The organism is Allobosea sp. P5_A5, from assembly GCF_056400625.1.
Genome location: NZ_JBFUKY010000004.1, coordinates 82794 through 105913, shown reverse-complemented (window position 1 = coordinate 105913; position 23120 = coordinate 82794). Strand labels below are relative to the sequence as shown.

The following is a 23120-nucleotide window of genomic DNA, read 5'->3' as shown; positions in this document are numbered from 1 at the left end:
CAATGCGCTAAATAGTCAACGCGGAGGTTACATTCTGTAATGTCGCAACTCAGACGGCTGCTGCCTTCCCTCAACACGCTCGTTGCGTTCGAGGCCGTTGTCCGGTGCGGCAACTTCGCCAAGGCGGCGGAAACCTTGGGGGTGACGAGCCCCGCCGTCAGCCGCACCATCGGCCGTCTCGAATGCCACCTCGGGATACCGCTGTTTCAGCGGACGCCGAGAGGCGCGGTTTTGACGCATGATGGGCGCGATCTTTTCACCGGCATCTCCAACGGCTTTCGCGAGATCGAGGACACCGTCGAAAAGCTCATCGGCCGACGCCGCTCTCCCCGCAGACCGATCGTGTTGTCGGTTTCGTCGGGCTTGGCGACGCATTGGTTCATGCCGCGTCTCGAACGTTTCCAAAACCGCTTTCCCGGAGAGGAGATCGAGTTCCAACTCATCAATGGCCCGCTGGAAGGTCCGGTCGACGGGATCGACATCGCGATGCGGTTCGACCCTCAGGCGAGCGCGAACACCTGCGTCTATCCTTTGATGTACGAGGTGCTGCTGCCGGTTTGCTCCGAGCTCTATCAAGGAGCCCGCACCGAAGCGGACACGCTGTTGCCTGCTGCCGCCCGGATGATCTCGCTCAGCAACTCGCAGTTTCAGTGGCACCAGCTGTTCTCGTCTGACTTCACGCGAACACGGGAGAGCGAAATCCAGCTCACCGACTACAGTCTGGTGGTTCAGGCCGCTCTGGTGGGACAGGGCATGGCGGTCGGCTGGTTCAACGTCATATCCGGCATATTGGCTTCCGGCGCGCTGGTGCCGGCGCTCCCGCAGGTGATCGCGACCGGGCGCCGCTGCGACCTGGTTTTACCCAAAAATCCGCATTCCCCCATCGTAACCGAAATCTGCGACTGGCTGGTGCAGGAATTCCAGAACGATATCGCGCGCATCCGCGTGCTTTATCCCATTGTGGGGGAGCAGCTGGAGCGGGCCGTTTTCTGACCTCATCAGCACGCGACGCCGCGCCGACGTCCGCCTTACGGCCTAGCTCGCACGCGCGTCGCCTACTTAGTTGCCGCCGCTCATCAGCGCCCTTGCCACCAGGCGCGCGGAGCGATGCTCCGGCTGGTAGCGGATCTCGATGAGACGCCGGGACATACCGACGGGCAGCACGGCGATCAGGACGTGGAATAGCGAAAGGGCCAGCTTGCGCTTCAGAGAGAAATAGTCCCTGCCGATCACTCCGATGAGCCTCGGGAGCTGCAGAAAGCGATCCACGCGGCGCTCGATCGAGGCCAGGACCGATTTCTTCTCCAGGTAGAAAAATGTCCGCTCGACATCGATCCGCTGCGGCTTTGCCCCCTTGGACACGACCCGATTGAGGTGATCGATGAGGTGCCTGAAGCGCCGCATGTGCTGTTCGATCCGAGCGGTATCGACCGTGCGCCCGACCCCCGACATGTTGCGATCATGCACGCGGTAGAGGCCGAGCTCCTGCGGGAGCGAGACGATGTCTCCGAAAAATGGCGCCGCAAGGAGGATGATCCCGTCGACGGCGTCGTCATACTCGGCATCGCGTAGCAATTCGCAGAGGTCGCGCCTGAAAACATTGCCGGAGGTCGGGGGGCTGACATAGACGCCCGTCTTGCGAACACGCTCCGGGAGATCACCCGTCGCGCGGATCAGATCGGGCTCGGGCACGGCGGAGCCCAGGCGGTTGTTGTTGCTGTCAATCCGGCTGAGACAGAACTGTAGCTTGGCCGTCGACGGCCGCAGGTGCGGTATGATCGCGTCGAGCGCGCCCGGGCTTAATTCGTCGTCGGCGTCCAGGAACAAGATGAAAGGCGCTGTCGTCCGATCGACGCCATACAGGCACGCGCGGCGCTGACCCCCGTTCTCGGTGCGATACGCCGTGACACCCGTGCCGCGGATGACGTCCCACGATGCGTCGGTCGAGCCATCATCGACCACGATCAGTTCGCAGTCGTCGCGGCCTTGCGCGAGCACGCTGCAAATCGCGCGCTCGACATACTCCGCGTAGTTGAAGCAGTTGACGATCACCGCGAGCTTGAAGGTCGAGCCGGTCATTCGCCCTCCGCTAAGGCATGGGCCACGTGCCCCTCGCCGATGGCAGGGCACGACGACACGGCGGCGAAGTGCCGCTTGGCGCGGACATTGCAAGAGCCATACCGGGCCGAGCTGCGGCTCCGGATGGTCGAGCCGCGATGCCGGGCAGGAAGACGAAGGTCCTTTATATTGTCCCGCCGACGCCGTCATTTGCGGGCATCGAGCGCGTGACGGACTCGATCTGCTCCGCGCTGGCGACCGAATACCAGCGCGATCTCGACATGTCCGTCCTCTACACATCGTCCTTCGAGCAGATCGTCGGCCAGCCGCGGCCCTATGACGTCATTCTAAGTTTCTCAACGGGTCGGCTCGACCTGTTGCGACGGGTCCGGACGGTCGTCGCCGATGGTCGGTTCGACCTCGTCGTGGTTCCTCAGGTCGAGCCCACGGCCGTCTTCTGGCTTGCCTGCCTCGGCATCAGGCGGCGTTTCATCCTTTATCTGCATGGCAACCCCAGGCTCGAGCGGCGATCCTTCAAGGCTAGCCTCCTGTTCCACGCCATGCGTTTTCTGGTGCTGCCACGGCTGGCGCGCGTCTTCGGCACGTCGCCGCGCCAGCTCGGCGCCTTCCGCGCGGACTATCCCAGCAAGGTCGAGCATGTCTGGGTGCCGAACCCGGTGCGCTCCTTTCCGACGCTCGAGCCTGCGGATTTCCCTGCGGCGGATCGGCCTATCCGGTTCGTGACGGTCGGTCGCTTCGCGTATCAGAAGGGATACGACATCCTTCTGCGTGCCTTCGCCATGTTCTGCGAGATTCGGGGGGACGCCGAACTTGCTCTCGTCGGCTATGGCGAGGAGGAGCCGGCTATCCGCGCCTTGATCGAAGAACTCGGCCTTGGCGGGCGGGTGACGATCGAACACTATCCCGACAGCCCGGTTCTGCCGCTCTCGCGAAGCGACGTTTATCTTTCGGGCGCGCGCTGGGAAGGCTGGTCGCTGGCCATTTGCGAGGCGCTGCGAGTCGGCCTGCCGGTCGTCGCGTTCGATTGCGAGTTTGGGCCAAGCGACATCCTCGTCGACGAGCGGCTCGGCCGGCTGGTTCCGCTAGGGGATCTGGCGGGGTTCGTCGCCGCGATGATGTATTACTCCGACAATATCGGGGCAGAGCGACGCCACGCACCCTATCGCGCCGATTACATCGACCGTTTCAGTCTCGAACATGTCGTACATGCTCATGCGCAAGCCTTGCTCGCTGCCGGCGGGCGGGTCGAGCCCCGGTCGCTTCCCGCCCGAGACAGCCGGAGCGCCACGCCAGCCCGTAGCTTGTCGGGACCACAGCCTACGGCCGAAATCGCTTCATAGAGACGCTCGCCTTGGCCGACGTAGACGTCTCGCGGAGCAGCGTCCGAAAGCCCCCTAAGGCACCTATGCGAGGTGCATCACCCAGCCTGAAACGTGGAAAGGCGCCGTATCGCTGCCATCCGCCCTCGAATCTGGCGCAGGCGACGGGAGAGCCATCCAGCCGGCCTTGCCTCGTCTCGCAAGGCGCGTCCAAAGTCCGAATCGTCGATCGCGGTTCGCCAGCCAGCGATCATTGATTTTTGCTCCCGCAGCGCCTCGAGCCGATGGAATGCGGCCATCATCTGGGCCTCGGCCTCGATCAGCATCGCCTCGTCAGCCGGTTCGCGCTCGAAAAAGATGCCGTCTTCATTACCCAGCAATCCGGCCGTGCGCGCGCGAGACTCGTCCAGCCTGCGCGATAATCCGGCGCATTCGCGCTCGATGCCGGCAAGCGCCCGCTCGATCTGTCGATGAAGCGGCCCGAGCCTTTCGAGATCGTTCAGGCGGTCGCGACCCGAATTCCGAAACCGGGCAGTCGGCGTCATCACCCTGTCTCCCATCGCAACGGCGTGCAGAGGTTCGAGGCGCGAACTACGCGAACCGCCATTGCGGAATGGTCAGCAATTCATGTGCCAGATATCGCTTACGCGGGTCAGCGCGGCCGGCGTGGTTCCATGTCGAGGACGCCGCGCGAGCGTTCCTCGACGCCCGGTGCGCCCGCGACGCCGCGAACGGCGCGTGACTTGAACATGGCGGAGAGCACCGCGCAGACGGCGACGGAAGCGCTGGCAACGACCGCGCTGGCGATCAACGCAACCAGCAGGCCATACGACCACATCGACCACAGAGTCAGAACGCCGGTGACGATCGCAGCCAGGAAGAAGACGATCAGCATGACCTGGTGCTTTCGCGGCTCGCTATCGGCCCATGACTATAGCTTCCCTCCGCTGCCCGAGAAAGGCTTCCGGCGCGCGCGAGATATCCCCGACGCTGACCCCTTATGGTTAAGGCCGCCCTAATGGCGGGGCCAAACTTGGCAACGGACTTGCTAGGCGGTTGCCCGAGTGGTCCGCCGAGGAGTGTTTCGTGAGATATCGCGCCCTCTCTAACTGCCCTGCCCGCAGCCGTATCCAAGCGGCGTCCCGCGCGCTGGCCGTCATGGCCGCGCTGCTCTTCGGCGCGCCTGACGTGAACGCCAGCGGATTCGAGTATCGGGTGGCGGCTCAGGACCGGTTGAGGATCAAGGTCTCGGAATGGCGGCCCAACTCGCGAGACCTGTTCGAATGGTCGGCGCTCAGCGGCGAATTCGCGGTCAGCTCAACCGGCATGCTCTCTTTGCCCGTGGTCGGTACATTCTCGGTTGATGGAAAACAGCCGGCCGAAATCGCAGCGCTGATCTCGGAAAGGCTGAAGGGAACGGCCGGGCTCGTCAATGCGCCGACCGCCGCGGTCGAGATTGCCCAATACCGGCCAATCTACGTTATGGGTGCCGTCGAAAAGCCCGGCGAATACGCGTTTCGGCCGACGATGACCGCGCTGCAGGCGGTCGCGATCGCCGGCGGGTTCCAGCGCATGGAGCTGGCGCTTGGTCGGTTCGAGCGCGAAACGATCATCGCCGAAGGTGAAATTCGTGTTCAACAGACGCAGTTGCTCGCTTGGCAGGTGCGTCGCGACAGGCTCTTGGCCGAGGCCAGCCAGGCCGACGCGATCACCTTCTCCGAGGACGTGCGCCGGAGCGTTGAAGACGGCGCTGCCCAGGCGATCCGCGAGGAAAACGCGCTGTTCACATCGCGCCGCAAGGCCGTCCGCTCCCAAATCGAGCTTCTGCAGCAATCGCGCGCCCTTCTCGAGGAAGAACTGCGCGCGCTTGCTGCGAAGGCCGACACCCAGCAGCGCCAGCGCGATCTGATCCGCCGCGAACTGAACAATATCAACAGCCTGATCAGCAGAGGCCTCGCCGTCAATCCGCGCCAGCTCGCGGTGGAGCAGAACCTGGCGCAAGCAGAGAGCCAGGCGCTCGACCTGACCCTCGCGACGGCGCGGGCGAAACAGGAGATCAGCCGGGTCGAGCGGACGCAGGCCGACCTGCTGAACCAACGCGAGATCGATATCGGCCGTGAATTGCGCGAAACGCAGCTTTCCCTCCGGCAGACCGACGATCGGATCGCGGCGCTGCGCGCGCTCGTTCACGAGTCGACCGCGCTGGCGCCTAAACTGCAGAACCAGCAGCAAAAACAGCTTTCGCGCATGAGCTTCAGCGTGCAGCGGCGCGAGGGCGAAGCGGTCACCGAGCTCGCGATGGAGGAGAGCTCGCCGATCCTGCCCGGCGACATCGTCAGGGTCGAGCGCGCCCCGCTGCAAAAGATCATCTCCACCCTAACCTCGGCAAGCGCAGCCGGCGTTCAGAACTGAGAATCCGCGAACAGTCTTCGGCCAACCGCCTGCGTATTGGATTCCCCTCGTCCACAAGAAGGCTTGCCATGCTGGCACTCGGACGACCTGCCCGTATTTTCCTTGCCGACGAACACCCGATCTTCCTGGCAGGGTTGCGATTTTGCCTGGCTGAGCAGGCCCAGATCGACATCGTCGGAGAGGTGCACTCGTCGGCCCAGCTTGCCCTCGTCATCGGGCAGGCCGCTCCCGATGTCGCCGTCGTCAGCGAGCATTTCCACGGCTTCCCGGTCGCCGAAGGCCTGCTGGCAGAGCTCCCGTCGCTGCGGATCCTCGTCATTGCCGACGAGCCCGATATCGCGCGCGCCAACCGTCTCCTGGCCTTGGGCGCACGTGGTTATGTTCCAAAGCAGTCATCCGGATCGGTCATATGCAAGGCAATCGCCACGGTCTTCCGTGGCGGATGCTTCCTGCATTCCGCGGATACCGCTCCGGTCCCGGCTGGACGGCGCCGGGGATCGGTCCTGACCGAGCGTGAGCAGGACGTCTTCAGGTTGATCGCCTTCGGGTTCAGTATCCGCGAAGCGGCAGAACGGATCGGCATCACCACGAAATCAGCGGAAACATACAAGGTCCGCGCCAGCAGCAAGCTTTGCATCAATAGCCGCCAGCAGATCGTCCGTTACGCCATCACGCAAGGATGGCTTCGGTAACAAAGACAAGCCAGTTCTTGTCGTCGACCCTATTTCGATGATGTCAGCTTGGCTCTCCTGCGCCTCCCCGCTTTTCGACGAGATGGGCTCCGCATAGAACGCCAGCATATCTGGATGCTGCAAAAAGGAGCGAATTGAGGCCGATCCTGTCAGGTATTTTACCGACAAAGCTCTTGTTTCGGTCATACGCAAAACAGGATGAGCAAATGTAAAGCAGCGTATAAAACAGTATTGCTATGTATTAATATTCTGTTAATATCTTATTTAGATGCGGTTTGTGCGTGGGTGCTGCGATGGGCCGATTTCCTGACTCACAAAATTTACCGGCGTCCTTCTCCTTGCCCCTTGGTTTGACGAGGGGCGAGTACAACGCGACTCAAATCAGGATAAAGCGCAGTTTAGATCTTGCGGCTGGTGTCGCGCTGCTCCTTTTGCTCGCGCCGCTCCTCTTGTTGATCGCCGCGCTGATCCGCGCAGGCGACGGCGGCCCGGCCTTCTTCAGACAGTCCAGGATCGGGCATGGCGGAAAGAGCTTCCGCTGCTGGAAGTTTCGCACCATGGCGCGCGATGCCGATGACGCGCTGCAGCGTCTGCTGGCGGCTGATCCCGTTGCTGCTCAGGAATGGGCCGAGAACCAGAAGCTCGCGCGCGATCCACGGATTACACCGGTCGGCGCTTTTCTGCGGCACTCCAGCCTCGACGAGCTGCCGCAACTCTTCAACATCATCGTCGGCGAGATGAGCTTCGTCGGGCCGCGCCCGATCGTGGCGGCGGAACGCGAGCGTTACGGCGAGGCGTTCACGCACTGCTTCTCGGTTCCTCCGGGACTCACCGGCCTCTGGCAGGTCAGCGGCCGCAGCGACTGCTCCTATGCCACCCGCGTCTCGCTCGACAGCCAATACGCCTCGCAATGGCACCTCATGCTGGACGCCAAAATTCTGGTGAAGACGGTGCCCGCAGTCCTGATGCAACGGGGCAGCCGGTAGGTCGCGCCAGAGCCCGAAAGACGCTGGAAGACCACGCTCAGACACGATGAGTTCCATGGAGTTCCGCAGGCCATGAAAGTCGCAATCGTCCACTACTGGCTCGTCGGCATGCGCGGCGGCGAGAAGGTGATCGAGGCGCTGTGCCGGATGTATCCGGATGCGGACGTCTTCACGCATGTCTATGTGCCCGAAGCGGTCTCGGACGAGATCAAGCGCCACAAGGTCACGACCAGCTTCATCGGCAAGCTGCCGCGCGCGGCGAAACTGTATCAGCGCTATCTACCCTTGATGCCACTCGCATTGGAACAGCTCGACCTGCGCGGTTACGACCTGATCATCTCGAGCGAGTCCGGGCCCGCCAAGGGCATCGTGCCACCGCCGGGCGCGATGCACATCTGCTATTGCCATTCGCCGATGCGCTACATTTGGAACATGTTCCACGAATACAGGAACCGTTCCGGGCTGATCACGCGCCTGGTCATGCCGGCACTGGCTCACTACATCCGCAACTGGGACAGCGTGTCGGCCAATCGCGTCGATCATTTCATCGCCAATTCAGAGACGGTCGCCGCCCGACTGCACCGCTATTACCGCCGCGCCTCGACGGTGATCCACCCGCCTGTCGATGTCGATGCCTTCGAAGTGCTGCCGGACGGCCTCGTCGAAGATTATTGCCTGATGGTCGGCGAACTCGTCGGCTACAAGCGGCCGGAGCTGGCGGTCGAGGCGTTCAATCGCACCGGCCGGCGCCTCGTCGTCATCGGCGGGGGCGAGATGCTCGCTGAGCTGCGCCGCATCGCCAAGCCCAATGTCCAGGTGCTTGGCCCGCAACCGTTCAGCGTTCTGCGCCATTATTATTCGCGCTGCCGGGCCCTGATTTTCCCTGGTGAGGAAGATTTCGGGATCGTGCCTGTCGAAGCCATGGCGAGCGGCCGACCGGTGATTGCGTTCCGGCGCGGTGGAGCGACCGAGACCGTGGTCGATGGAATGACCGGCGTTTTCTTCGACGAGCAGAGCGTCGATGCGCTGATCGCCGCCGAGGAGCGGGCCCGGTCGATCGCCTGGGATTCCAGCGAGATCGCGGCGTACGCAAGCCATTTCTCGACCGCCGTCTTCGAGAAGCAGATGGCGCTGCACATCAACCAATTGCTCAAGCCGCTCGCCGGGACGATCTCGCGGGCCAAGCCGGCGGTGCAGCCGCGGCCGGTTCTGGTCCAGACGCTGGCGTGATCAAGCACGGCCCTCAGGCACATCCGGGAAGAAGCTGATGCAGACGATCTATCAAAGCGAAGTCTATGCCGAGCTCAATCCGAGCTGGCACGAGGAGGACTCGCCGTGGAAGGCGCGCAAGGTCGAGACGATCCTGCGCAAGAACGCCATCAGCTTCGACAAGGTCTGCGAGGTCGGCTGCGGGACCGGCGAGATCATGTTCAACCTGGCGAAGGCCTTCCCGGCGGCGCGCTTCGAGGGCTACGAGGTCTCTCCGCATGCCTATCAGCGCGCCAAGTACAAGGAGACCGAAAAGGTCACCTTTTCTCTCGGCGATTTCACGGTGGAAGGCGCGTCTGACTACGACCTGCTCGTGATCGCCGACGTGATCGAACATGTCGAGGATTACATCGCCTTCATCAAGGCCTTGCGCGGCAAGGGCCGCTACAAGGTCTTCCACATCCCGCTCGACCTGTCCGTTCAGTCGCTGCTGCGTGGCTGGCCGATCACCAAGCTGCGCGAGAACGTCGGCCACCTGCACTACTTCTTCAAGGAAACCGCGCTCGCGACGCTGGAGGATTGCGGCTACCGGGTTATCGACTACGCCTATACGGCGAGCCGGCTGGAGCTGCCGAACCAGGCCTGGAGCAGCCGGTTGATGCGCCTGCCCCGGCGGCTCGGCTTCTCGCTCAGCCCAGACCTCACAGTCCGCTTGCTGGGCGGCTACTCGCTGCTGGTGCTGGCGGAATGAGCAAGGCGGGCCGGCGAGATCATGCGGGTTCCGGGCAGTCGCCGGCGCGACAGGTCGGGCTGCGATGAGCATCGAGCCGATCGGCCTTTTGACCTTTCTGATCGGCCTGATCTGCCTGATGCTGGGCACGAATGCGCTAGTCTATGGGCTTGCGATCCTGGCGGTTCTTGGGGCCGCCGCGGCGATGCTGATCGGCGCGGCCAACATCCTGCCCGGCCATGTCATGCTGGCTTTCCTGGCGCTGGGCGTGCTGAGTCGGCGCCGCGAGGCCATGGCGGCCATCCGGGCGCTCCATCCGAACGAGCCTGGTTTCTGGTTCGCCTGTCTCGTCATCTATGGCACCGCCGGCGCCTTGCTGATGCCGCGCGTGTTCGCCGGCCTCACCGAGATCATCCCGCTCGGGACTACGGCTTTCGACGATACCGGCTCGACCGTGCCGCTGACGCCGGTCTCGAGCAATTTCACGCAAAGCCTTTATCTCTTCGCCACATCGCTTTGCCTGATCACGCTGACCGCCATCGCGAGGACGCGCGAGGGGCTCTCGGCGGTCTTCAACGCGGTGCTCGCCTGCTGCGTGGCCAACACCGTGTTCGCCGCCCTCGACATCGCAACCTATGCGACCGGCACGCAAGAGCTGCTCGGCTTCATCCGCAACGCCCGCTACACCCTCCATACGGACTCCGAAATCGCCGGCATGAAGCGGATCGTCGGCTCCTATACGGAGGCCTCGGTTTTCGCGCGCTCGACCCTGGGCGTGTTCGGCTTCACCGGCACCTTGTGGCTTTGCGGCGTCCGCTCCTGGCTCACCGGCGCCATTGCCGTGGTCTCGCTTGTCCTGATCATCCTCTCGACCTCCTCGACCGGGCTCGTCGGAGCGCCGGTGATGCTGCTTCTGCTTTACGCGTTCGCCCTGGCTCGGCTTGTCCAAGGCCGTGCGAGCCCGCAGGTGACGATCTTCGCTTTTGCCGCGCCCTTGCTCGGGCTGGTCGTCGTGCTGCTGCTCCTGCTCGACCAGGAGACGGCGGCGAAAATCTACAGCTATGTCGATCTCGTCGTGCTCAACAAGGCAGGCTCGGATTCCGGCATCGAGCGCAGTTTCTGGAACGTCGTCTCCTTCCAGAATTTCCTCGACAGCTGGGGGTTCGGCGTCGGGCTCGGCACGGCCCGCGCGTCGAGCTTCGCCGTAGCCCTGCTGGCCAGCGTCGGTGTCCCCGGCGCGCTGTTCTATGCCGTCTTTGTTTTCGAGTGCTTCCTGCGTCCGCGCGGCCCGTCAGGCAGTCTCGATGCCGATATCGCCGCCGCCTCGCGCATGGGATATGCCGGGATCCTCATCGGCGATCTGCTCGTCGGCCCTGTCATCGACCAGGGATTCTTCTTCTGCCTGTTGGCCGGGCTCGCCGCAGCGATCAGGCCGCGCGCTTCGAGCGCTTTCGAGCCTCTCCCTTCGGTCGCCGGAGCGAGGACATGAGCGAGACCTTCGCCGTCAATGGGCGCTTCCTCTCGCAGGACATGACCGGCGTCCAGCGCTACGCCCGAAACGTCGTCGCGGCTCTCGATGCAAGCCTCGCGGAGGGCGGCCGGAAAGCGACCTTGATCGCACCGCAACGCGCCGACCCCATGGTCCTTCAAGCGACGGAAACGATCCATGGCGGCGTCTTGAAGGGGCATGCGTGGGAGCAGATCGAGCTGCCGCGGCTTTGGTCGGGGCGCCTCCTCAATCTCTGCAACACCGCGCCGGCCCTCAAAGGCGATCAGATCGTCTGCATTCACGACGCCAATGTTTTCACGGCGCCCGACAGCTACGGGTCCGGCTTCCGCACGGCTTACAAGGCCCTGCAGCCGATCCTCGCGCGCCGCAGCGCCCGGATTGCGACTGTTTCACAGGCCTCGGCCCGGCAGCTCGCCCGGCAGCTTCCGCTTCGCGTAGCCGAGATCGCCGTGCTTCCGAATGGCCATGAGCACGCGCTGGCCTGGGACCCGGCCAAAGCGGACCGGGCTCCGCAGGCTCTCGCGGCTAGGCCCGATGCCGACCGGCCTTTCGTCCTGGCTCTCGGCTCGCGAGCACGCCACAAGAACCTTGCCCTTCTGGCCACGATCGCGCCGGCGCTGGCGGAGCTTGGCATCGATATCGTCGTCGCTGGAGGCGGCAGCGGCATCTTCGCGCAAGAGCAACTGGGACAGGCTGCAAATCTCACGCTGCTGGGGCGGGTCAGCGACGACGATCTCGCCTTTCTGCTCGAACGAGCGCTCTGTTTGGCTTTTCCGTCGCTAACCGAGGGGTTCGGCCTGCCGATCCTGGAGGCGATGGCGCGGGGCTGCCCGGTGGTTTCGTCCGACCGCGCCAGCATGCCCGAGGTCTGCGGCGACGCGGCGCTGCTTGCATCCCCGGCGGAACCGGCCGCCTGGATCGGACACATCAAGGCGCTGGCGGGATCAGCTTCGCTCAGGCAGGAGCTGCGCGGGCGCGGTAGCGAGCGCCTGCCGCTGTTTTCCTGGCGAAATACCGCGGAGGGCTATCTCGACCTGGCGCGATCCCTGAAAACGCGCCGCGTCCTGCCGGCGGCGCCTGCAAACACGGCTCCGCGTATCGCGGCCATCATCGCCACGCGCGGCCGACCGGAGGTGGTGACGGAAACGGTCCGCCACCTGCTCGCCCACCAGACACTCAAACCCGACAGCGTCATCATTTCCTGCATCGATACGGCCGATGCCGGCGATTTGCAGGGTCGCAACGACGTGGTGGTGCTGACCGGGCCTGCCGGGCTGGCGGCCCAGCGCAACACGGCGCTCGCAAACCTGCCGCCCGGAATAGAGATCGTCGTCTTCTTCGACGACGACTTCGTGGCCCATAAGGACTGGCTGGCCACGGCTGCGCAGACGTTCCGCGATGAGACGAGCGTCGTCGCCTTCACCGGCCGGGTTCTAGCGGATGGCGCGACCGGTCCCGGAATCGAGCTTCACGAGGCGATGAGGCTGGTTGCCGCGCCCCCGACAAGCGACTGGTCCTGGATCGAGCCCTATAGTCCCTATGGGTGCAACATGGCCTTTCGCCTCGCCAGTATCGGCGATCTCCGCTTCGACGAGCGGCTGGTGCTCTATGGCTGGCTGGAGGATCGCGATTTCGCGGCAGGGTTGGCGCGGCGCGGCGGCCGCCTCGTCAAATCGGCCGATGCGATCGGGGTTCATATGGGCGTCAAGGGCGGCCGCATGGCCGGCGAACGCTTCGGCTACTCGCAGATCGTCAATCCGCTCTACATGCTGCGCAAGGGCACGATGACGCTTGCTCAGGTCGCCGACCATCTGTTCCGCAACATGTCGAGCAATGTCGGCCGCGCGTTTCGCCCCGAGCCGTTCATCGATCGACGCGGCCGCCTCTGGGGCAACCTGCTCGGCATCGCCGACATCCTGCGCGGGCGCATGCAGCCCGAGCGCGCCGCTGCCTTGCAGCCGAGGGGGACATCCAAATGATGCTGGGAAAACCGGGTGCATCCGGCGCGCCGTTCCGTGTCCTGCCTTTGCCGGACCCTACCGTCGCGCCGGAAAGCGACGGCCCGGTCGCGCTGCTGAGGACGATCGGCGCCGCCGGGCAGCGGCATAAGCGCAAGCTGGCCATCTTCGTCGCGCTCTGCCTGCTGGCGGCCTTCGTCTATGTTCGAACGACGCCGCCGACCTACAGCGCCGTGGCCACCATTCTGCTGGAGCCCCGGCGGCAGGCCCAGAGCTTGGCGCGGGACATCGCCGCGCCAAGCTCGCTCGACCTCAACGCCGCCGACAGTGAACTGCAGGTGATCCGTTCCGAGCGCCTGCTCACCACGGTCTTCGAAGCACTGGCCCTGAGCGGCCATCTCGAATTCGAGCCACGGCCGCCGGGGCCGCTGCAGCGGCTGACGACTGAAGCCACGACCATGCTTCGCGGTGCTTTCACGGCGCTTTTGGGCACTCAGCCGCAAAGCGGGAGTTCCGAGGCTTCGCGTCGCATCGATCAGCGCCGGATTGCCTTCGAAAATTTCGCGCAGCGATTTTCCGCTCGCCGTGTCGGCCAATCCTATGTGCTGGAGATCGGCTATTCCTCGACGGATCCGGAACTGCCGGAGCGCGTCGCCAATGCAGCGGCCTCCGCCTATCTGCTGCAATCCGTCACCTTCAAGGCCGATGCCGCCCGCAGCGGCGCGGAGTTCCTGCAAGGCAGGCTCGACGCGCTCGCAACCCAGGTCCGAACCGCCGAGGCGGCTGTCCGCAGCGGCACGCTGCCGGCCCAGCCGATCCCGGATGCTGATGCGAGGATCATCGGCGCCGCGCAGACGCCGCTCGGTCCTTCGGCGCCGCGCGGCAGCCTGATCATGGCGTTCGCCGGCATCATCAGCCTGCTCGGCGGTCTGTTCGTCGCGGTCCTCGCCTCTGTCTTCGACCGTCGCGTTCGCCTTCCCCGGGACCTGATGCGCGAAACGGGCTTGCCTTGCCTGGCCGTCATCCCCCCGGTCGGTGGCCGGCGCGGGCAGCCGGCTGGCGATGCGATGCTGGCGGCACGCACCGGGGCCGACCGTTTCGCCACGGCGATCCGCGACCTGCAGACGGCAATCGAGATCGCCTGGGCCGCCAGCCGCTCCCAGGGCAGCCCGATCGTCGCGATCGGGTCCTGGCGAGCAGGCGCCGGCACGACGCTGCTGACGCTGAATCTTGCGCAGCTGATCCACCATCGCGGTCGTCAGGTCAGCGTCATCGGCCCTTCTGGCGTACGCGGCGACCATGGCAAGGAGGCGGCTTCACTGACCGACGTGATCGCGTCAGGCGGCAAGGCGCAGCCAAGCTATGCCGATGCCGAGGGGGTGCGCCTGCTGCCGATCCGCTCGGCGACACCGCAACACAACAGGTTCGTCGATTTCAGGGATCCCCGCGCGGCCCTGGTTTTCGCTCAGGCGAAGCAAGCCGGCGAGGTGCTGATCGATCTACCCCCGCTCGGGGAATCGTCCGATGCGGTCGCGCTCGCAACGCATGCCGACATCGTCGTTCTCGTCGCGGCCGAAGGCATGACCACCCATGACGAGCTTAACGAGGCGCTCGTTGCCCTGCGGCGTGCCGGTGTGACGGTCGTCGGCGCCGTGATCAACCACAGCAAAACCTGATCGTCAGCCTTTGTCGTCGCCAACCTTTGTCGTGGTCAACCTTGGGCGTTGCGCATGTCGCCGCGCCGCATAGCGATCGCTCTCAATTGCCGGCGCAATCGCCCGAGCCGATCCAGAAACGGCCGCTCGAGCCAGCGCTCGGCAGCGTAGGCGATGGCGACCATGAGGAGCAGGCTGCCTGCGACCAAGCCTGAGAGCACCGCCGCATCGAGGCTCGCGCGGAAATAGGCTTCTGCCAAGACCGTGTCTATCAGCGGGACATGGATCAGGTAGAGCGGGAACGAGATCGCTCCGAGAAAGCGCCCGATCCTGCCGGACAGCCACGCGACGAGCAGGCTGGAGCGCAGGCAACCATAGACGACGAGCACCGCGCCGAGCGGGTAGAGCAAGCCGCCTTTCTTTCCGGGATCGAAGGCCTGCGGCAGCCAGTCGAGGCCAAGCTGGCGGGCTGCATCGCCGCTCTGCGAACCGATCAAAAGCCCGAGCAGCATCGCTGACATCGGCAGGATCGAAGGCAGCCGCCCTGCCGCCAAAGCCTCACGCAGCATCATGCCGAGCGGGAAGCAGAGATAGTCGTAGCGCTGCAGAGCGATGAAGAGTGCGGCGCTCATCATTGCAACGGCGATCCGGAACCGTGGCTGCGGTAGGATGCAGACCGCGAAACAGAGGATCGATCCGAACAGCTCCGGCCGCATCGTCCACAACACATTGTTGAAGAACGAGCCGCCGCTGAGGAATATCCCCGCCATGCCGTTCCAGATCGCCTCTCCCGGCCCCGGGATCGCTCCCTGATAGGTCCAGCCAAGCCAGGCGCTGCCGGTGATGGCGGACAGCCGTGTCGCGGAGATCGGAAACAGGCTGAGCAGGGACCAGGCCGCGAGCGTGCTGACCGTCGCCGGTATGGCCAGCCGCAGATAGCGGATGACGACATCGACCCAGATGGGATCGGATTTGCGCAGCGTGGCGTTGGTGACGACGAAGCCGCTCAGCGTGAAGAACACCGAAACGGCGAAGGTCCCGTTCCAGAGCACTGCAAGGGGCGTATAGGCGAGCCAGTGCGCGTTGGCCTGCTGCTCCGCGACAAGCCATGGCGCCAGGGCCGATGTCAGATGGAAGATCACCACGGCGACCGCAGCCACGCCGCGCAGCCCGTCGAGATGGTCGAGCCTCGCGCTCACCGCCCCTACCCAGCCTCGGCGGTCCGGGGGCGCCACCAGCGGTCGAAGAGGTCGAGGCGCCCGGCGCCGAACGCGAGCCGCATGCCGCAGGCGAGAAGGCCAAGACCGTAAAGCAGAGCGCCCAAAGCGGCGACGAAGACCAGCTCGACCAGAGCGGTCAGATGCCAGGCAGCGACAGCTTCGCGCAGGCCGAGGACCCCAGCTGTCATCACAGCGCCCGCAAAGGCGATCTTCCAGAGATTGACCAGCTGCTCGGCGATACTGATAGCCAGCAGGTTGCGCAGCCACCGCAGGAAGAACACGGCCATCATGGCAGCCGCAACCAGGCGGCCAGCCGCCATGCCGAAGGCGCCCCATTCCAGGAAGCCGATGATGACGGCAGGAGCGCGAATGGCGAGGTCGTAGAGATTGAGCCGGAAGATCACCTCGGGGCGCCCGAGCGCCAGGCTCAGCGAATACAGGGTCTGGAAATAGGGCGTCGCCATGACCGAAAGCGAGAGCAGGCTGAGCAGCGAGTCGGCGCCATGCCATTTCGGGCCGAGCATGACCTCGACGATCAGATCCGATGTCAGCGCGATGCCGAGGCTGCATGGCACCGAGGCCAGCATGCTGAAGCGCGCCGCCTTCAGAAAAGCCAGCCGCAGCCGCTGGTCCTCGCCTTTGATGCGGGCGAAGGCGGCCATGATCGGCTGCAGGGCCGGGCCGATCAGGCTTTGGGTCGGCATCACCGCGAGATCGGCCGCGATCGCATAGCGGCCGAGCGCTTCCTTGCCGCCGCCGAGCCCGAGCAGGAGCCGATCGATCTGCCAGTTCACGGCGGAAACAAGCTGCGCACAGGTGAACCAGCCGACGAAACTGGCGAAATCCGACAGACGGGACAAAGACCACGCCGGGCGATAGGGCGCGAGGCGATAGGAGATGATGCAGGCGAAGACCGGGGCCGCGACGAAATTGACGACGAGCGCCCAATAGCCGCCGCCAAGCATGAGCGTCGCGATGGTCAGGCAGAAGGCGGCCAGCTTACCGCCGGTCTCCAGCAGGAAGTTGCGCAGGAAGCCGAGTTCGCGAATGAACAGGACAAGGCCGGGACTGGCGAGGCCGCGCGCGATCGGCGCAAAAGCGAGCGTGAGGATCACCGGCGCGAGCTGCGGATCGCCGTTGATCCATGAGAACGGCCAGGCGACGGCGAGCAGCAGCAGAGCGATGGCGAGGCCGCGCAGGACACCGAGGGTGAAACCGGTATCGAGATCGGCCTTCTCGACCTGCGGCAGGCGGACCAGCGCCTGCGTCACCGGGATCTCCAGCACCATGTCGACGATCGCAACGCAGGACATGGCCAGCGCCGTCAGGCCGAAATCGGCCGGCGTCAGCGTGCGGGCCATGATCAGCAATGTGAAGAAATCGATGAACCGGCCGAGGAAACGTGACGCCACCAGCCAGCTGGCTCCCTGAAGGGCCTTCATTGCCAGCATGAGCGTCCCTCCTTACGACCGGACACCGCCGCGCCCAGACACGCGCGTCGTACCGAGGCCGCCCCCATCCGCTGGTCCGCACCGCTTCGCATCAGCGGCGGACATCGGCGGAGAGCCCGCGAAGGGCGTACACGGCTTCGAGGGCCGTGAGCAGCGGCCGGCGGGAAAGCGGGAAAGCGCGCGCGATCGCGCCCTCGCGCCAGAGCTGGCTGCGGATCGACGCGAGGCGAGACAGCACGCCCCCTGGGAGCACCTCGCCATCCCCGACGATGCCGCCCCGGCCGAAATCGACGGAACGCTGGCCGATGGCCAATGCCGAAAGATCAGCCTCGACCGGCCGTGTAACCGCCCGCCTGAGCCTTGGCCAGGCCCCGGCCGCGTCGGTAATGATCTCGGCTCCGCTGGCGATGCCGTCGATATAGGCCAGCGCGCCAGCCAGCAGCGGATTGCCGACGCCGATCTCGATCGCCCCGTAGGAGATATCGCCGGCATTACAGACGACCGTGCCGCCGGGATCTTCGGTAAAGGATCTCACGGACGGCACCGCCGGCTCGAACAGGCACTCGATCAGTTGCCAATAGCGCAGCACCGTGGAGCGCACCGAGAAGGGGCTGTAGCGGTTGCGTTCGACGGCGAGCCCGACGACACGCGGGAAATGGTCTTCGCTGAAGCCCTTGTAGTTGCAGCGCGCGAGCTGGATCGTCTCGAAGCTCAGCTCCGGCAGGCCGGCCGCGAGCAGGCGTTGCGTGCTGCCATAGAGCCCCGTGTCGCAGAGGATGAGGCGCTTTGCGCCCGCGCTGACAGATGAGAGATGGCGCCTGAAGAGGCTGTTCTGATGGTCGATGTCGGCCAGAATGTCGGACCCTACAGGCTCCCCGAGCATGGCGTAGAAACGCTCGGGCGCGAATGGTTCGTCCCATGATCGGGGCAGTTCGTAGCGCCTGCCCCCAAGGGCGGCTGCGACGTCGGCGAAGCTGCTGCCATGGAATTCACGGCCGAGCTCATCCAGCGCGGCTCCGCTGCGAGCCAGGACCGCGGCCCTCGCCGCGACCAGCCGCGACACCATCAGGTTCTCGCGCGGCATCGAGAGCGGCAGGCACAGACGCGCGGCGACGCGCTCGAACGCCGCCCGAATGCCCAGGCCGCCGCGTGCGCAGAACAGCAAGGCCGTGTCACCCTGCTTGCCGGCTTCGTCGGCATAAAGCCAGATCGCCAGACACAGCTCCGCCACGATCGGTCCGAGCACCTCGCGCCCGAAGGCGTGGGAATCGTGCAGTTGCTCCGAAGGCGGCTTGCTGCTCACCCGTCTCAGGCGGGCGAGGCGACCGAGTTCGCTTGCCGCGCCGTGCAGGCGCGAGAGGCGGCGGCGCAGCTTCGGGCGCGGAAGATGCAAGGTGCGCAGGCCCGCCGCAGACGCCATGACGTCATCCGCGAGCCGGTCGTCGCCTATGTGCAAGGCGTTCCTTGCGTCGATCCCTTCCATGGCGAGGACCGCCTGAAAAAGAGTCCCGCGCCGTTTGGTCAGGCCCAGATCGGCACTGGAATAGATCGCGTCGAGCAGATCCGGGCCGTGGATATGCCTGACCAGACCTTCGAGAATGCTTGTCGGCAACCCGATATCGCTGATCGCGATGACGCGACGGCCCTCGCTGCGGCAGCGGCGCAGCAGCGCGGCAAGCTCGATGTTCGGACTCAGCGATTCCTTCTCGATCTCGAACTCGATGGCGAGGCGCATCTGGCAGAGGGGCTCGACCCGCGCTTTCGGCAGACCGAGCATGCCGATCTGGCGGCGGATGACGTCGAGCAGCGCCACCTCGCCATCCTGTCGGGCCATGTCGAGTGCGCGATAGGCGAGGCGCTGCGCCTCCAGACGGGCCGCGACCAATACGCCCTCGGCCATCGGCAAGCCCTCCTCGGCCAGCCTGCTCGCGAACAGGCGTTCGCCCGCGATGATCCGAGCTCGTTCCGAACGAAGCGTACGCAGCAGCAAGGTGTCGAAAAGGTCGGTCGAGACCAGCTCGACCCCGTCCAGCAGAGCCGGTGCGCTCGGATGTGGCCAACCCGGCATCATTTGCTCCATGACCACACGCGGATCGCGCGACCGCCGCGTCAGCGACGAGGATTTGCGCGGATGCGTGCCTGATGCCGAGGAAAGCAGGGACCGTGCCAGTGTCGGGCGATCGCCTTGCCGGGCCGGCGCGCAGCCTGCCTCGTCGCAAGGAAAGCGCTGCGTCGATAAGCAGAAACAAGCGGGATCGTGATGATAATTCTCGCTTTCGGCTGATCCTGAACCCGACTAGCCTTGTTCCAAGCCCGCAAAAGAGGTCAGGGATGGCGGAGACGACCCAGTGGATCGATGATGCCGTCAAGGTGGACGCCGAGCATTGTGACGCGATCGTCCTCGGCGCAGGCGTCTCCGGTCTTGTCTCGGCCTCGGTGCTATCCAGGCAGGGTTGCAAGCGGGTCGTGATCATCGACGAATACGCGCATGTCGGCGGGAACCATATCGACTGGTCGTGCGGAGGCTACACCTTCGACATCGGCAGCCTGATCTTTCAGGACGATTCGCCGCTGTTGGAGCATTTCCCCGAGTTGCTGCCGCTTTATGTGCCGATTCAGCCGCGCTGGGCGCGGCTAAATCCGCAGGGCGTGATCACGTCCTACCCGATCTCGGTGAAGGACGACATTCTGCGCGCCGGGCCGGTCGAGGTCGTCAGGATTCTGGGGTCTGCGGTCCATGCTCGCCTGTTCAAGCGCCGAATGCGGAACGCGCGCGAGTTCGCTCGCCATTGGATCGGGGCCAGGCTGCTGCATCGCTCGGGGCTCGACGCCTATATGACCCGGTTCTACGGCATCGCCTCCGACCGGATCGGCATCGAGCTGGCCCGCAAGCGAATGCAGTGGATCAGCGAGCACGCCTCCCTGCGCGCTATGCTCGGCCGCCTGCGCCGAACGAAGCCCCCTGCCCCGACCAACCGGCAATTGGCGCGGCCGCGCGAAGGGTTTGCCACGCTTTATGCCGCCGCAGCCGCATCGCTGAGCACGCGCGGCGTCAGCTTCCGATTGGGCACGACGATCGACCGGATCGAAAAACGCGGCGATCGCTTCGTCCTCTCCCAAGGCGGGCGAGAACTCGTTGCCGATCGCATCGTCTCGACCATTCCGATTCCGCGCCTGCAGGCGATCTGTAGCCTGCCGGTTTCGCAGAAGCTGGAGACCATCACGCTGCTGGCGCTTTATTTCAGCTTCGACGGAGCGCGCGGTTTCGACGAGGAGATTATCTACAACTTCTCTTACGACGGCGCCTGGAAGCGCCTGACGATGTATTCGGATTTCTACGGTCGCGCGGAGGGACGCGAATATTTCGGCGTCGAAGTGATCGCGAACCATATCGGCAAGTCCATAGCCCGCGCCGAGGCCGATTTCCGGGCGCATGTTACGACAAATGGGCTCTTTCGCGGCGATCTCAGGCTAGAAGGCAGCCAGAGTCTCGACAATGCCTATCCGATCTACAGCAACGGGGCCGACGAGAGCGCCGCCGAAGCGGTCCAGGCGCTGAGACGCTTCGGGATTGAATCCTTCGGGCGCCAGGGCGGCTTCAACTACCAGCCGACGGCGCGGGTTTCGACGATCGAGGCCGAGGCGGCGTTGCGGGACGCAGGCTAGATCCCGGCACGGTAAATGCAGGGCATGTCGCGCTAGCGGAGCAGCGATGCGAGCGCGGCGAGATTGCGGTCCGAGCAGCGTGATGGGCCATGCGTATCCTGCATCTGTTGAACCACACGACCCAGTCGAACGGACATGTCCATGCCGCGGTCGATCTCGCCTGCGAGCAGAGCCGGCTCGGCCATATCGTTGCCGTCGCGAGCGGCGGCGGCGATTTCGATGCCTTGCTGGTTCGCCATGGCGTCAAGGTCTTCCCCATCGACCATCGCCGAAAGGCGGGCACTCTGCTGAAGTCGCTCTGGGCGCTGCGGCGGGTGGTCGGCCATTTCGAGGCCGACATCGTCCACGCCCATATGATGACGAGCGCGGTGCTGGCCTGGCCGGTCTGCAAGCTCAGCGGCATTCCGCTGATCACGACGGTTCACAACGAGTTCGAGAAAAGCGCCATTCTCATGGGGCTTGGCACGCGGGTCATCGCGGTCAGCGCTGCGGTCGGCGCTTCCATGCGCCGTCGCGGCATCCCGGCCGCCAAGCTCCGGGTCATCCTCAACGGGACGATCGGCTCGGCCCGCTTCGCCAACCGGGCCGCCGCCCCTGTCGCACTCGCCTCGCCGAGCATCCTCTTCGTCGGTGGCCTGCACCCCCGCAAAGGGTTGGCCGATCTCTTCGCTGCCTTCGACCTGGTCCATCGCCGTTACCCGCAGGCGCGCCTGCACATCGTCGGCGACGGGCCCTTCGCCGACACTTATCGGGAGATGGTTGCGGACATGCCTTGTCGCGAGGCGGTGAGGTTTGAAGGCAGCAAGACGGATCCGTTTCCGTGGATGTGCGGCGCCGACATCTTCGTGCTGCCCTCCCATGCAGACCCTGCGCCGCTCGTCCTGCCGGAGGCGCGAGAGGCCGGCTGCGCTATCGTCGCGACCCGTGTCGACGGTATCCCCGAGTTGCTGGAGGGAGGCGAGGCCGGCATTCTGGTCCCGGCGCGCGATCCCGAAGCGCTTGCCGCCGCTCTTTCCGAGCTGCTCGCAGAGCCTGAAGCGATCGGCCACTGGCGGGCTCGCAGCCAGCACAAGATCGAGCATCTCAGCATTGCGCGTGTCGCTCGCGCGACGCTGGAGCTGTACGACGACGCCGCTCTGCTGCTGGGGCGCAAAATCGGCGCTGTTTTGCCCCGGACGAGCTGAGCCCGTCTGAACCGCCTCGGGCGTCCCACGTCAACGGAGACGAGCCATGCCGACCACGCCGTCCCGCCGAGGTTTCCTGCATGCAGCCATGGCCCTTACCACGGCAGCAAGCCTTCGCCCGACGACGGTTGCTTCTCAGCAAAGTGCGACGGACCCGACGCTCGGCCGCAAGCTCCTGTTCGACGATTCCTTTGCGAGCATCGATCCGGCGGTCTGGCAGGCCGGTCCGAAGGCGACCACGTCCGAGCCAGGCTTCTATGGTCGCTCGGCCTTCAGTCGCCTTGGCGGCGAAGAGGGCTTCGACCCCTACGCCATTGTAGACGATCCGCTGGCCTCAGAAGGTCACGCGCTTGAAATTTCCGCCCGTTATATCGGTCGGCAGATGGCCGTGCCCGGCTATTACGGCAATGCGCTTCCTGAATATCAGTGGATTTCAGGCAATCTCCAGACCGCGAGGCGCAACGGCACCATCCTGAGAGGCTGGCGCAACGGTTATTTCGAGGCGCGGATGCGGTTCCCGGCTCATCCGCTGAGCTTTCCGGCCTTCTGGCTGATGAATGGCCGCAGCATCCTGTTCCCCAAAACCAGCGTCGAAATCGATATCGTCGAGCATAAGGGCTGGGAGCCTCGCCTCTACGGAACCTATCTGCACGAGTGGGGCCAGCCGGGCGAGCGGCACGAGGGCATCGGCGTTCCCACCGAGGTCGATCTGACCTCCGGCTATTTTCGCTATGGCGGGCTGATCGAAGGCGATCGCTGCGTCCTTTATTTCGAGCGCCAGCCCGTCCGCGACCCCAGGACCGGCCGTGCGGTCGACTGGCGGATCGGCCGCGCAAGCGGGCTCGACGCGGATAACGATGTCTTCTGGCCCCTGCTCACGCTCGCATTGCGAACCGACGTGCCATTTCCGCAGCCGCTCAAGCCCGAGGATCGGCAGGCGCGGCTGCGTGTCGACTATGTCCGGGTCTATGGCGAGGTGACGTGATCTCCGGACACGTCTCGACAGGTCGCAGCCCAGACAGTTCGAAGCTCGCCGTGAGGGACGAGCG

Annotated in this window: 19 protein-coding genes and 1 pseudogene; 14 read left to right on the top strand and 6 right to left on the bottom strand. The window is 65.0% G+C overall.

The window, feature by feature from the left end; genetic code table 11:
- Positions 1 to 39: 39 nt before the first annotated feature.
- The gene (locus AC1DR6_RS10160) at positions 40 to 993 is read left to right on the top strand and encodes a LysR family transcriptional regulator (protein ID WP_476829102.1); all 954 of its coding nucleotides are present in this window, start codon (positions 40 to 42) and stop codon (positions 991 to 993) included.
- A 66-nt stretch (positions 994 to 1059) separates the two neighbouring features.
- Here the strand turns inward: AC1DR6_RS10160 and AC1DR6_RS10155 are convergent, their stop codons facing one another.
- On the bottom strand, positions 1060 to 2079 hold the full coding sequence (locus tag AC1DR6_RS10155) for a glycosyltransferase family 2 protein (protein ID WP_476829101.1): 1020 nt from the start codon (positions 2077 to 2079) through the stop codon (positions 1060 to 1062).
- 137 nt (positions 2080 to 2216) lie between these two features.
- Between AC1DR6_RS10155 and AC1DR6_RS10150 the strand changes: the two genes are divergently transcribed.
- Positions 2217 to 3419 carry a glycosyltransferase gene (locus tag AC1DR6_RS10150; RefSeq protein ID WP_476829100.1) on the top strand — a complete coding sequence of 401 codons (1203 nt, stop codon included), beginning with the start codon at positions 2217 to 2219 and terminating at the stop codon, positions 3417 to 3419.
- 77 nt (positions 3420 to 3496) lie between these two features.
- Here AC1DR6_RS10150 and AC1DR6_RS10145 read toward each other — a convergent pair whose 3' ends face one another.
- Together AC1DR6_RS10145 and AC1DR6_RS10140 are read right to left on the bottom strand one after the other, a co-directional pair.
- Positions 3497 to 3943 carry a hypothetical protein gene (locus AC1DR6_RS10145; protein ID WP_476829099.1) on the bottom strand — a complete coding sequence of 149 codons (447 nt, stop codon included), beginning with the start codon at positions 3941 to 3943 and terminating at the stop codon, positions 3497 to 3499.
- 107 nt (positions 3944 to 4050) lie between these two features.
- A complete protein-coding gene (locus AC1DR6_RS10140) occupies positions 4051 to 4293 on the bottom strand; it encodes a hypothetical protein (RefSeq protein WP_476829098.1) in 243 nt (80 codons plus the stop codon).
- Positions 4294 to 4556: 263 nt separating this feature from the next.
- On the opposite strand from AC1DR6_RS10140, the pseudogene AC1DR6_RS10135 reads away from it, so the two are divergent.
- The 9 genes and pseudogenes from AC1DR6_RS10135 to AC1DR6_RS10095 form a co-directional block, all read left to right on the top strand.
- A pseudogene (locus AC1DR6_RS10135) lies at positions 4557 to 4844 on the top strand (polysaccharide biosynthesis/export family protein); the annotation flags it as partial.
- Positions 4845 to 4925: 81 nt separating this feature from the next.
- On the top strand, positions 4926 to 5810 hold the full coding sequence (locus AC1DR6_RS10130; protein WP_476829372.1) for a hypothetical protein: 885 nt from the start codon (positions 4926 to 4928) through the stop codon (positions 5808 to 5810).
- Between the two features lie 68 nt (positions 5811 to 5878).
- A complete protein-coding gene (locus AC1DR6_RS10125; RefSeq protein ID WP_476829097.1) occupies positions 5879 to 6502 on the top strand; it encodes a LuxR C-terminal-related transcriptional regulator in 624 nt (207 codons plus the stop codon).
- Between the two features lie 281 nt (positions 6503 to 6783).
- Positions 6784 to 7488 (top strand): sugar transferase, encoded by a 705-nt coding sequence (locus tag AC1DR6_RS10120; RefSeq protein ID WP_476829096.1) that lies wholly within the window; start codon positions 6784 to 6786, stop codon positions 7486 to 7488.
- A 72-nt stretch (positions 7489 to 7560) separates the two neighbouring features.
- A complete protein-coding gene (locus AC1DR6_RS10115) occupies positions 7561 to 8718 on the top strand; it encodes a glycosyltransferase (protein WP_476829095.1) in 1158 nt (385 codons plus the stop codon).
- 37 nt (positions 8719 to 8755) lie between these two features.
- Entirely contained in the window at positions 8756 to 9448 is a 693-nt protein-coding gene (locus tag AC1DR6_RS10110) for a class I SAM-dependent methyltransferase (protein ID WP_476829094.1), read from the top strand.
- Positions 9449 to 9512: 64 nt separating this feature from the next.
- The gene (locus tag AC1DR6_RS10105) at positions 9513 to 10916 is read left to right on the top strand and encodes a hypothetical protein (RefSeq protein WP_476829093.1); all 1404 of its coding nucleotides are present in this window, start codon (positions 9513 to 9515) and stop codon (positions 10914 to 10916) included.
- Positions 10913 to 12916, top strand: coding sequence for a glycosyltransferase (locus AC1DR6_RS10100; protein WP_476829092.1), 2004 nt, complete (start codon positions 10913 to 10915; stop codon positions 12914 to 12916). The genes AC1DR6_RS10105 and AC1DR6_RS10100 overlap by 4 nt, the downstream gene beginning before the upstream one ends.
- Positions 12913 to 14571: a Wzz/FepE/Etk N-terminal domain-containing protein gene (locus AC1DR6_RS10095; RefSeq protein ID WP_476829091.1), complete on the top strand. Its 1659-nt coding sequence runs from the start codon at positions 12913 to 12915 to the stop codon at positions 14569 to 14571. The genes AC1DR6_RS10100 and AC1DR6_RS10095 overlap by 4 nt, the downstream gene beginning before the upstream one ends.
- Positions 14572 to 14606: 35 nt before the next feature.
- Here the strand turns inward: AC1DR6_RS10095 and AC1DR6_RS10090 are convergent, their stop codons facing one another.
- The 3 genes from AC1DR6_RS10090 to AC1DR6_RS10080 form a co-directional block, all read right to left on the bottom strand.
- Positions 14607 to 15749 (bottom strand): acyltransferase family protein, encoded by a 1143-nt coding sequence (locus AC1DR6_RS10090; RefSeq protein WP_476829090.1) that lies wholly within the window; start codon positions 15747 to 15749, stop codon positions 14607 to 14609.
- A 5-nt stretch (positions 15750 to 15754) separates the two neighbouring features.
- Positions 15755 to 17221, bottom strand: a complete 1467-nt coding sequence (locus AC1DR6_RS10085; protein WP_476829089.1) for an oligosaccharide flippase family protein — start codon at positions 17219 to 17221, stop codon at positions 15755 to 15757.
- Between the two features lie 91 nt (positions 17222 to 17312).
- Complete coding sequence (locus AC1DR6_RS10080; protein WP_476829088.1) at positions 17313 to 19289, bottom strand: hydrolase; 1977 nt, start codon at positions 19287 to 19289, stop codon at positions 17313 to 17315.
- 263 nt (positions 19290 to 19552) lie between these two features.
- Here AC1DR6_RS10080 and AC1DR6_RS10075 point away from each other — a divergent pair, with 263 nt between their 5' ends.
- The 3 genes from AC1DR6_RS10075 to AC1DR6_RS10065 all read left to right on the top strand — a co-directional run bounded on the left by AC1DR6_RS10075 (position 19553) and on the right by AC1DR6_RS10065 (position 23056).
- A complete protein-coding gene (locus AC1DR6_RS10075; protein WP_476829087.1) occupies positions 19553 to 20887 on the top strand; it encodes an FAD-dependent oxidoreductase in 1335 nt (444 codons plus the stop codon).
- Positions 20888 to 20976: 89 nt separating this feature from the next.
- Entirely contained in the window at positions 20977 to 22071 is a 1095-nt protein-coding gene (locus tag AC1DR6_RS10070; RefSeq protein ID WP_476829086.1) for a glycosyltransferase family 4 protein, read from the top strand.
- Positions 22072 to 22117: 46 nt separating this feature from the next.
- On the top strand, positions 22118 to 23056 hold the full coding sequence (locus AC1DR6_RS10065; protein WP_476829085.1) for a glycoside hydrolase family 16 protein: 939 nt from the start codon (positions 22118 to 22120) through the stop codon (positions 23054 to 23056).
- The last annotated feature ends 64 nt before the right edge of the window (positions 23057 to 23120 follow it).

Excerpts from the sequence above, each read along its gene's own strand:
- AC1DR6_RS10160 (WP_476829102.1), top strand. The coding sequence starts at position 40 with ATGTCGCAACTCAGACGGCTGCTGCCTTCCCTCAACACGCTCGTTGCG.
- AC1DR6_RS10155 (WP_476829101.1), bottom strand. The coding sequence starts at position 2,079 with ATGACCGGCTCGACCTTCAAGCTCGCGGTGATCGTCAACTGCTTCAAC.
- AC1DR6_RS10150 (WP_476829100.1), top strand. The coding sequence starts at position 2,217 with ATGCCGGGCAGGAAGACGAAGGTCCTTTATATTGTCCCGCCGACGCCG.
- AC1DR6_RS10145 (WP_476829099.1), bottom strand. The coding sequence starts at position 3,943 with ATGACGCCGACTGCCCGGTTTCGGAATTCGGGTCGCGACCGCCTGAAC.
- AC1DR6_RS10140 (WP_476829098.1), bottom strand. The coding sequence starts at position 4,293 with ATGCTGATCGTCTTCTTCCTGGCTGCGATCGTCACCGGCGTTCTGACT.
- AC1DR6_RS10130 (WP_476829372.1), top strand. The coding sequence starts at position 4,926 with ATGACCGCGCTGCAGGCGGTCGCGATCGCCGGCGGGTTCCAGCGCATG.
- AC1DR6_RS10125 (WP_476829097.1), top strand. The coding sequence starts at position 5,879 with ATGCTGGCACTCGGACGACCTGCCCGTATTTTCCTTGCCGACGAACAC.
- AC1DR6_RS10115 (WP_476829095.1), top strand. The coding sequence starts at position 7,561 with ATGAAAGTCGCAATCGTCCACTACTGGCTCGTCGGCATGCGCGGCGGC.
- AC1DR6_RS10110 (WP_476829094.1), top strand. The coding sequence starts at position 8,756 with ATGCAGACGATCTATCAAAGCGAAGTCTATGCCGAGCTCAATCCGAGC.
- AC1DR6_RS10105 (WP_476829093.1), top strand. The coding sequence starts at position 9,513 with ATGAGCATCGAGCCGATCGGCCTTTTGACCTTTCTGATCGGCCTGATC.
- AC1DR6_RS10100 (WP_476829092.1), top strand. The coding sequence starts at position 10,913 with ATGAGCGAGACCTTCGCCGTCAATGGGCGCTTCCTCTCGCAGGACATG.
- AC1DR6_RS10095 (WP_476829091.1), top strand. The coding sequence starts at position 12,913 with ATGATGCTGGGAAAACCGGGTGCATCCGGCGCGCCGTTCCGTGTCCTG.
- AC1DR6_RS10085 (WP_476829089.1), bottom strand. The coding sequence starts at position 17,221 with ATGCTGGCAATGAAGGCCCTTCAGGGAGCCAGCTGGCTGGTGGCGTCA.
- AC1DR6_RS10080 (WP_476829088.1), bottom strand. The coding sequence starts at position 19,289 with ATGCCGGGTTGGCCACATCCGAGCGCACCGGCTCTGCTGGACGGGGTC.
- AC1DR6_RS10075 (WP_476829087.1), top strand. The coding sequence starts at position 19,553 with ATGGCGGAGACGACCCAGTGGATCGATGATGCCGTCAAGGTGGACGCC.
- AC1DR6_RS10070 (WP_476829086.1), top strand. The coding sequence starts at position 20,977 with ATGCGTATCCTGCATCTGTTGAACCACACGACCCAGTCGAACGGACAT.
- AC1DR6_RS10065 (WP_476829085.1), top strand. The coding sequence starts at position 22,118 with ATGCCGACCACGCCGTCCCGCCGAGGTTTCCTGCATGCAGCCATGGCC.